The sequence below is a fragment of the Drancourtella sp. An12 genome (assembly GCF_002160935.1).
Classification (GTDB): Bacteria; Bacillota; Clostridia; order Lachnospirales; family Lachnospiraceae; genus Sellimonas; species Sellimonas catena.
The window spans coordinates 54442-63871 of record NZ_NFLO01000021.1 but is presented as its reverse complement, the minus strand read 5'-3'; the positions used below and the strand labels follow the sequence as shown (position 1 = coordinate 63871).

The 9430-nt window shown below is 43.7% G+C and carries 6 protein-coding genes; all 6 read left to right on the top strand.

From position 1 onward, the window contains the following. Positions 1–5237: DUF11 domain-containing protein (locus tag B5E64_RS14945; RefSeq protein ID WP_140398871.1), on the top strand; the 5237-nt coding region annotated here is incomplete at its 5' end. Positions 5238–5259: 22 nt separating this feature from the next. Further along, positions 5260–5448, top strand: coding sequence for a hypothetical protein (locus B5E64_RS14940; RefSeq protein ID WP_087169247.1), 189 nt, complete (start codon positions 5260–5262; stop codon positions 5446–5448). Between the two features lie 524 nt (positions 5449–5972). Then, the gene (locus tag B5E64_RS14935; RefSeq protein ID WP_087169246.1) at positions 5973–6809 is read left to right on the top strand and encodes an Rpn family recombination-promoting nuclease/putative transposase; all 837 of its coding nucleotides are present in this window, start codon (positions 5973–5975) and stop codon (positions 6807–6809) included. Between the two features lie 130 nt (positions 6810–6939). Next, a complete protein-coding gene (locus B5E64_RS14930) occupies positions 6940–7431 on the top strand; it encodes a VanZ family protein (RefSeq protein ID WP_242960247.1) in 492 nt (163 codons plus the stop codon). After that, on the top strand, positions 7421–8329 hold the full coding sequence (gene ispH / locus B5E64_RS14925; protein WP_087169245.1) for a 4-hydroxy-3-methylbut-2-enyl diphosphate reductase: 909 nt from the start codon (positions 7421–7423) through the stop codon (positions 8327–8329). Before B5E64_RS14930 ends, ispH begins: the two co-directional genes overlap by 11 nt. After that, positions 8310–9401: a 30S ribosomal protein S1 gene (gene rpsA / locus B5E64_RS14920; protein ID WP_087169244.1), complete on the top strand. Its 1092-nt coding sequence runs from the start codon at positions 8310–8312 to the stop codon at positions 9399–9401. Before ispH ends, rpsA begins: the two co-directional genes overlap by 20 nt. Positions 9402–9430 lie beyond the last annotated feature (29 nt).

The following is a 9430-nucleotide window of genomic DNA, read 5'->3' as shown; positions in this document are numbered from 1 at the left end:
CGCTGGATGACTGGACCTATGGGGATGAAGCCAAAGAGGAGAAAGCAGAAACAACCGGCGGAGATTACAGTGACCCGACGTATTACTACAAGGAGGCGAAAGCCGGAGATGAAACCTATACGAAGACGAAACCGACAGAAGCCGGAGATTACATCGTCAAAGCCGTATGGGAAGAGACAGCCAACTGTGTAGAGATTACAGCAACAGATCCGTTCACGATCGCAAAGCGTACAGTAATAATTACTACTGAATCAGCATCTAAAACATATGATGGTAGTGAATTAACAGCACCTGGTAAGGTGGAAGGCATTGTTGACGGTGAAACCTATGGATTTACAGTAACAGGTTCCCAGACATGGGTAGGTAGCTCCGATAACACGTATGTTATGACCTGGGCAGGAAGTGAGAATACATATACTGCAAAGGAAAATAACTACACAGTAACACCAGAGATTGGTACTCTGACTGTAACTGACGGTTCTGGAGAAGATCCGATTGATCCGGAAGATGTTGTGAAGAAGACTCATGGTGCACCAGATGATGGTATCTATGAAGCGGGAGATGTCGTTACATTCACTGTAACAGTTACAAACATCTATGACCAGACAAAGACCATTACTCTTAATGAGATCGATGGCGTGACACTGGAACAGTCTGTATTTGAAGGAGTAGAACCAGGCAAAACAGTATCGACGACTGCAACCTATACGATTACAGAAAAAGATATTCTTGCAGGTGAATTTGTCAATACCGTAACAGCATCTTTCAGTGATGAAGAGACTAAATTTGAGGATGAAGATACTGTTGACAAGATTGAAGATCCGGCAGGACATCTGAAAATCGAAAAAGTAACAACAAGTGATCCGGGCGAAGATCAGGTTTACAGCTTAGGTGATGTTATTACTTACAAGATTACTGCAACGAATGACGGAAATCTGACACTGACAGATGTAGTTGTAACTGATGAGCTGACGGATGATGAGTGGACAATTGAAACTCTGGCACCGGGTGAAAGCAAAGAATTTTCAGCAGAATACACAGTAACAGAAGAAGATATTCTTGCAGGCACTGTCGTAAATACTGCAACTGCAGAAGGAACGAGTCCGGATCCGGACGAACCGGAAGTACCGGTAACTCCTGGTGAAAAGGAAGATCCGACAGACACAAAGAAGCCAAGCCTTTTTGTAGAAAAGACAGCGCAGCCAGATGAAGATGGTGTTTATAACCTTGGCGATGAAATTGTTTATACGATTAAAGTGGTAAACAATGGTAACGTGACTGTGACAAATATCGATGTGGCGGATGATTTGACAGGTGGTGCATGGACAATTGATTCTCTGGCACCGGGTGAAAGCGAAGAATTTACTACCACATATACTGTTACAGAAGATGACATTCTGAATGGATCCATTACAAACGTTGCAACAGCAGAAGGTACAGATCCAAAAGAAGATCCGGTTGACACAGACGGAGAAGAAACCGTTCCAACCGATCCGGTAGATTCACGTCTGACAGTCACAAAGACCACAACAAGTAATCCGGGTGAAGACGGAACTTATGGTCTTGGAGATACGATTACTTACGAAATTGTAGCAACCAACGCTGGAAATCTGACACTGACGAACGTAGTTGTAACAGATGAACTCACAGGTGATGAGTGGACAATTGAAACACTTGCACCGGGTGCGAGCGAAAAATTTGAAGCAGACTATGTTGTGACAGAAGAAGATATCCATAACGGAAGTGTAGTAAATGAAGCAACAGCAACAGCTGACGGCAAGGAAGAAGAAAAACCGGAAATTGATCCTGGCAATACAGAAGATAAGACCGATCCGGAAAATCCAGATCTTTCTATCAGCAAGAGCGTTGTAGAACCAAAAGAAGAGTATCAGATTGGTGATACAATTCAGTATCAGATTACAGTATCCAATGCAGGAAACGTAACACAGGATGATATTCTTGTTACTGATATGCTCAATGCAGCAGGCGATATTGTGATCAGAGACATTAACGGTGCAGAAGGAGAAGTGGATGGAGAAAATGTTACATTAGATTCTCTTGCACCGGGCGAAACAGCTACGATCGATTGTGAATACACTGTTCTGAAAGAAGATCGTGGAAATACAATCACAAACGTGGCAGTTGCAGACGATAAGGATGGGGAAGATCCTCAGACTCCAGAAGTACCGGCAGAAGTAGCAGATGTTTATGATATCAGCGTGGTTCATCAGTTCGCAGACGGTGAAGAAGGAGACGTAGAGTTACCAAATGACTATACAGTTGAAAACATCGCTGTCGGAACAGAAAGAACATTTACAGCTGAAAGCGTAGACGGTTATACTGCATATCCGGCAACTCAGAGTGTAACAGTAGAAGATCGTGACATTACAGTTACGTTCGTATACTACAAAGATGAGATTGGAACAGATCCTGAGAATCCAGACAATCCGGACGGAGTACCGGATAAGTACCAGGCAACGGTAACTTACGAAGCGGTCAATGGTACCGTGGATAAGACCACAGCAGTTGTAACTCTGAAAGATGCAGACGGCAATCCGGCAGAGAACGGAACCGGCTATCTGACAGAGGAACAGATCGCAACGGCAACAGCAGCAAATGGCTATGATCAGAATACACTGACATGGACACCGGGAACACCGGCTGTAGACTATGCGATCACAGGCGATATGACCTTAACAGCGACATTCGGAGAAAGAAGTGACCTTCATTACGAAGTGCATTATTTCTATGACGAAGTGGAAGCGGAAGATCAGGCAGTTGCAGCGGACAATGGAGTCTTCGGAGAAGCCATTCCATACACAGCAGAAGCTACAGCAGAGTACAATGGACATCATTATGTACTTGACAGAGTGGATGGTGCAGACAAGAAGATCACAACCGATGCAGCAGCAAACGTAGTCAATGTATACTACACACTGGATGAGAAGGGAACTGATCCTGAAGATCCAGACAATCCGGATAATGTACCGGATAAGTATCAGGCAACTGTGACTTATGCAGTAGTCAATGGTACACTTGACAGAACATCAGCAGTCGTGACTCTGAAGGATGCAGACGGAAATCCGGCAGAAGACGGAACCGGCTATCTGACAGAGGAACAGATTGCAGCAGCAACCGCAAACGATGGTTATGCACAGGACAGCCTGACATGGGCACCGGAAGCACCGACCACAGAAGTTGCAATTACAGAAGATATGACCTTTACGGCAACCTTCGAAAAGAGAAATGACCTTCATTACGAAGTGCATTACTTCTATGACGAAGAGGAAGCAGAAGATCAGGCAGTTGTATCTGATGAGGGAGTATTTGGCGAAGCAATTCCATACACGTCAGAATCTCCGGTAGAGTACAATGATCACAACTATGTACTTGACAGAGTGGATGGCGAAGGAAAGACCATCTCAACGAATGCAGCGGCAAACATAATCAATGTTTACTATGCACTGGATGAGAAGGGTGTCGATCCTGAAGATCCAGATAACCCGGATAATCCGGATGGTACAGCTGACAAATATCAGGTAGCATTTACCTATGTTGCCGGAGCACATGGCTCCGTAGACGGAACGCTTGCAGAAGTTGTTACACGTCCTGATAACAGCACAGAAGCTCCTGTGAAAGCAGCGGCTGAAGTAACTGCAACTCCGGACAGCGGATATCATTTCGTTGACTGGACAACACAGGATGGACAGCACTTTGCAAACGTAGAATCAATCCGCGCTGCAGAATTTGACGAGGACACAGTCTTCACGGCAAACTTCGCGGAGGATGGCAATGTTGTAATCAATTACGCAGCAACAGAAGGCGGATCCGTAAACCCTGTAAACGAATCCCTTGCACCTGCAACAGGTAATGCAGCTGGATCTACAGCAACAGCAGCCGACGGTTACCGGTTCGTGAACTGGACCGATGCAGAAGGAAACGTTGTCAGCACAGAAGCTCACTTTGCACCTGCAAAAGTGAACGGACTGAATGTAGCAGCAACCTATACGGCTCACTTCGAAAGAAGAACAGACCTTCATTTTGAAGTACATTACTTCTATGATGGTACAGAAGCCGAAGATCAGGCAGTTGTAAACGACAATGCAACCTTTGGAGCAGAGATTCCGTACACAGATACCGCATCCGTAACCTATAATGGACAGAACTACGTTCTTGACAGAGTAGAAGGTGCAGGAAACACAGTTACAACGGATGCAGACGCAAACGTTGTCAATGTATACTACACACTGGATGAAATCGGAACCGATCCGGAAAATCCGGATAACCCGGATAACGTACCGGATAAATACCAGGTAACTGTTACTTTTGTAGCAGGTGACCACGGTACTGTAACCGGAATGACAACAGAAGTGATCACACGTACAGATGCCGATGGAAATTACAGCGAAAACGCGCCGGTTTCCGTACAGGCAGACGTAACGGCAACACCGGATACCGGATACCACATCACAGGATGGACAGCAAGCGATGGAAGAACATTTGCAGATCTGGACGCTGTACGGACAGCACAGTTCGATGAGGACACTGTTCTGACAGCAAACTTTGATATCAATGTCTACACCGTAACTGTTGTAGATCCGGATGGAGATGTCATCACGGAAATCGAAGTTCCACATGGTGGAAACGTTGATCTTGATGAAATTGAAGTACCGGAAATTCCGGGATACGAATTCGACGGATTCGATCATGACGGACAGAACATCCAGGGTGATACAGTGATCCATGCAGAGTATACACAGGTAGAAGAACCGGAAGAGCCAACGACACCAACAGTGCCGACACTTCCGACAACACCAACGACACCTGGTACTCCGACGACACCGACACTTCCTGTAACACCTGCAAACCCTGGAACACCGGCAACACCGGCATTACCGGGAGCACCGGCAGCTGCAGGAACTACAGCACCAATCGTTTACGCGGACGGCGTTGTAGTAGATGACGCAGAACCGGCAGAAGACGACTACAATTTAAATGAAGTAGAACGTGACGGTGACACAGAAACCATCGATGAAGATGCAACACCACTTGGAAACATGGATCTTGACAAAGACGATGACCACAAGTGCTGTATCCTTCACTTCATCCTTCTCTTACTGGCCCTGATCGTGGAACTGATTTATACCCACGACCGCAAAAAACGCCAGGAAAGAATCTTCGAATTAAGAAGAGAACTTGAAGACATCGATGACGAAGAACTTCAGGCAGACAGGTAGACAGAAAAAGGAGGCAAACAGTATGTATGAATTTGTTCACACTAAATTAGGCTTCTGCTTCTGGGATATTCCGGCACTGATTGTATTGATTGCAATTATCGCGATCTTCGTCGTTCACGTCATCAGACAAAAAAGACGTGAAAACGAGTTTGAAGACGAACTCTCAGACAAGATGGCTCAGAAAGCGGCAGCTGAAAAAACAAACCAATAATTAAATTATTGTAATGTTGGGGACGTGTTCCGATGCATCGGAACACGTCCCCTTTGAAAAAAGTATGACATTTTATCAAATATTTATTACACATATCTTACAACAAAGCATTCCTCTAATAATCAATAGTTATTCGGTTAAACACAAAACTTATCACAAATTTTTTGTAACCTTTTCGACATAAATCTTGTGTATACTTGATATATCGTAATAACTAAAAATAAATCTAAAACGAAAGAAAAATTGTCATCTGATTTTTTAGATTATAATCTATTTTTTTGATCGCTTTTATTATTGACAGGAGCGTTGCTCAGGCGTATACTTACAAACGATATCTGGCATCATTCAGGATGTCTTTTTTCATTCATCCCGATTCAGGGAAGTATTCCAAATTAACATTTCAAAAAACAGATTTGTGCTTTGAAAAGCAGTACGTGTAAAAAGGAAGTGGTCGTCAAAAAAGAATTCCATATTTAATCAATTGAATTACCTCGCAGATTTAGGTACAATAAAAGGAGAAACAAATGAAGAAAAACAAAATAAAACCATTAAAGGATTTGAGACTGTTAGACCGTTTTCTGTTTGCTGAGCTGATGGAAGATGAGGAATGCAGCAAAGAAGTACTGGAAATCATTTTAGGGAAGGATATCAGCCTGCTTTCCAAAGAACAGACAGAAAAAGAAATCAGGACAGCCACATGGCTGAAGTCGATCCGTCTGGATGTCTATTCTGTTGATGAAGAAGGAAATGTCTATGATACAGAAATGCAGCAAAACTGGAGGGATGACTTAGAAAAGCGAAGCAGGTATTATCAGGGACTGCTGGACAGTTCCCTGCTGGTTCCGGGAGAGCAGAGTTATAATGCGTTAAATGATACGTATATCATCATGATTATGCCCTTTGACCTGTTTGGAAAAGGAAGATATCAGTATACAATCAAAGCTTTTTGTGAGGAAGACAAAGAAATTCAGATACAGGATGGAGCTACCCGTATCTTCCTAAATACCCACGGAAAGAACAAAGAAGAAATTAGGCCGGAACTGATTGAATTTCTGAATTATGTAGAAAAGACCAATGAGCTGCAGGAAGAAACGTTCCGTAGCGAAAAAGTAACAAAAATCCAGAGAGCCGTGCAACAGATCAAATCCAATGAACAGATTGGAGTGAAATATATGCAGAAGTGGGAAGAAATCGCAGAAGCACGCGCAGAGGGACGCGAAGAATATACTCTTGAATTAATTCAGAAAAAGCAGGCAAAAGGTAAAGATCTCACACAGATCGCAGATGAACTTGAAATGACCGAAGAGGAAGTGCAGAAAATTCTGGACAAGTATGCCGAAACAATTCAATCCCAAATCTGAAAAGGAATCAATAAATAATAAATCATCATTTTTTTGAAATCCAGACCAGCGTCTCCATGCACCCATTACTTGACTTCCGGATATGCTTTTCGATATAATACACGAAGAAAAACATAAAGGGGAGCAGGGTGTGAAAGAAAAGAAACGGATGTGGACAATCCTCGTGGCTGTCTGGATGGTCGTGATCTTTTTGTTCTCGGCGCAGCCGTCCGACGAGTCTTCTAAAGAAAGCCTTTTCGTGGGCAGGATGGTAGGCCAGATCTTTGTGAAGGATTTTGAAGAATGGCCGGAAGAGGAGCAGGAGGCATTTGCAGAGGCAATCAATTATCCGGTCAGGAAGACGGCTCATGCGACGGAGTATGCCATTCTTGGCATTTTTGTGTTTATGAGATGCCGTTGTCAGGACACATGGAGCAGAAAGCGGATGATTGCGACTGCGTGGGGAATCAGTACAGTTTATGCGGCGACAGATGAGTTTCATCAGATTTTTGTCCCGGGACGGGCAGGAATGGTGACGGATGTGATGATTGATTCATCCGGAGCACTGGCAGGAATTCTGCTGGCGGCTTTGGCTGGATTTATTATAATAGGTAGAAACAGGAGAACAGAGTATGGAAGTTAAACTCGCAAAAACGGCGGGGTTCTGTTTTGGGGTAAAACGTGCTGTAGACACGGTTTACGAGCAGGCCCGGCAGCGAAAGGAACGGCTGGACGCCGGCGAAGAAAATGTGCCGGATATTTATACCTTTGGTCCGGTCATTCACAATGAAGAGGTCGTAAAAGATCTGGAAAAGAAAGGGGTCAAAGTGCTCCGGTCAGAAGAAGAGCTGATGGAGCTCCGGGAAGGACATGTCATTATCCGTTCTCACGGAGTCGGAAAAACCGTTTATGATATTCTGGAAAAAAATAACATCGGGTACACGGACATGACCTGTCCGTTCGTGAAAAAAATCCACGATATTGTGAAGCGGGAAAGCGAAGCAGGAAAGTACATTATTATCATCGGAAATCCGGAACATCCGGAGGTGAAAGGGATCCGCGGATGGGCCGGAAACCGGGTGAGCGTGATCGAAAGTGAGGCGGAAGCAAGGGAATTTTGCCTTGGGAATACAGAATTAAAAGATGAGTCAGACAATAAAATCTGTATTGTCTCGCAGACGACATTTAATTACAATAAATTCAAATATTTAGTTGAAATTCTTATGAAAACGAGGTATGATATAAGTGTTTTAAATACAATCTGCAATGCCACAAAAGAGCGTCAGACAGAGGCTGAACATATTGCAAACGAAGTGGACGCGATGATTGTGATCGGTGACAAACACAGTTCCAATACCCAGAAATTGTTTGAAATATGTAAGAAGGCATGTGAAAATACGTACTACATACAGACTCTTGACGATTTGAATATGAATCAATTAAAGTTAAAGTCCGTGGAAGCAGTAGGTATTACAGCAGGGGCATCCACGCCCAATAATATAATTGAGGAGGTTCAAAATAATGTCAGACTTAACTTTTGAACAAATGTTAGAGGAATCTTTTAAGACAATACACAATGGAGAGGTTGTAGAAGGTACAGTAATCGATGTGAAACCGGATGAGATCATCTTGAACATCGGATACAAAGCAGACGGAATTATTTCCAGAAGCGAATATACAAACGAACCGAACGTAGACCTGACAACCATTGTATCTGTTGGAGATTCCATGACAGCGAAAGTTTTAAAAGTAAACGACGGGGAAGGCCAGGTATTACTGACCTACAAGAGACTCGCAGCTGAAAAAGGAAATGAAAGACTCAGGGAAGCATTCGAAAATAAAGAAGTACTCAAAGCGCCGGTTACACAGATTCTTGGCGGCGGCCTGAGTGTTGTTGTTGAAGAAGCACGAGTATTTATCCCGGCAAGTCTTGTATCAGATACATATGAGAAAGACCTGAGCAAATATCAGGGACAGGAGATTGAATTTGTAATCAGCGAGTTCAATCCGAGAAGAAACCGTATCATCGGTGACAGAAGACAGCTTCTTGTTGCTGAGAAAGCAGAAAAACAGAAAGAGATTTTTGCAAACCTGCATGCAGGTGATACAGTAGAAGGTGTTGTAAAGAATATTACAGATTTCGGTGCATTTATCGATCTCGGCGGAGTAGACGGACTGCTTCATATTTCCGAGATGTCCTGGGGACGTGTCGATAATCCGAAGAAACTGTTCCATGTAGGAGAGACAGTAAAAGTACTTGTAAAAGATGTTCACGATACAAAGATCGCATTATCTTTGAAATTCCCGGAGACAAATCCATGGCTTCACGCAGCTGAGGATTATGCAGTGGGAAATGTCGTAACAGGAAAAGTAGCCAGAATGACAGATTTTGGTGCTTTCGTAGAGCTGGTACCGGGTGTTGACGCACTCCTTCATGTATCTCAGATTTCAAGAGCGCATGTTGAGAAACCTGCGGACGTTCTGAAAGTCGGACAGGAAATCACAGCGAAAGTCGTTGATTTAAACGAAGAAGAAAAGAAGATCAGTTTAAGCATGAAAGCGTTAGAGCCGGCTGCTGAGGAAGCAAAAGAGGAAGTTGCAGAGGCAGAGTAGTACTACCGGTTGTGATGCATATATAAATG

Coding starts and splice junctions, on each gene's coding strand:
- B5E64_RS14940 (WP_087169247.1), top strand. CDS start 5,260: ATGTATGAATTTGTTCACACTAAATTAGGCTTCTGCTTCTGGGATATT.
- B5E64_RS14935 (WP_087169246.1), top strand. CDS start 5,973: ATGAAGAAAAACAAAATAAAACCATTAAAGGATTTGAGACTGTTAGAC.
- ispH (WP_087169245.1), top strand. CDS start 7,421: ATGGAAGTTAAACTCGCAAAAACGGCGGGGTTCTGTTTTGGGGTAAAA.
- rpsA (WP_087169244.1), top strand. CDS start 8,310: ATGTCAGACTTAACTTTTGAACAAATGTTAGAGGAATCTTTTAAGACA.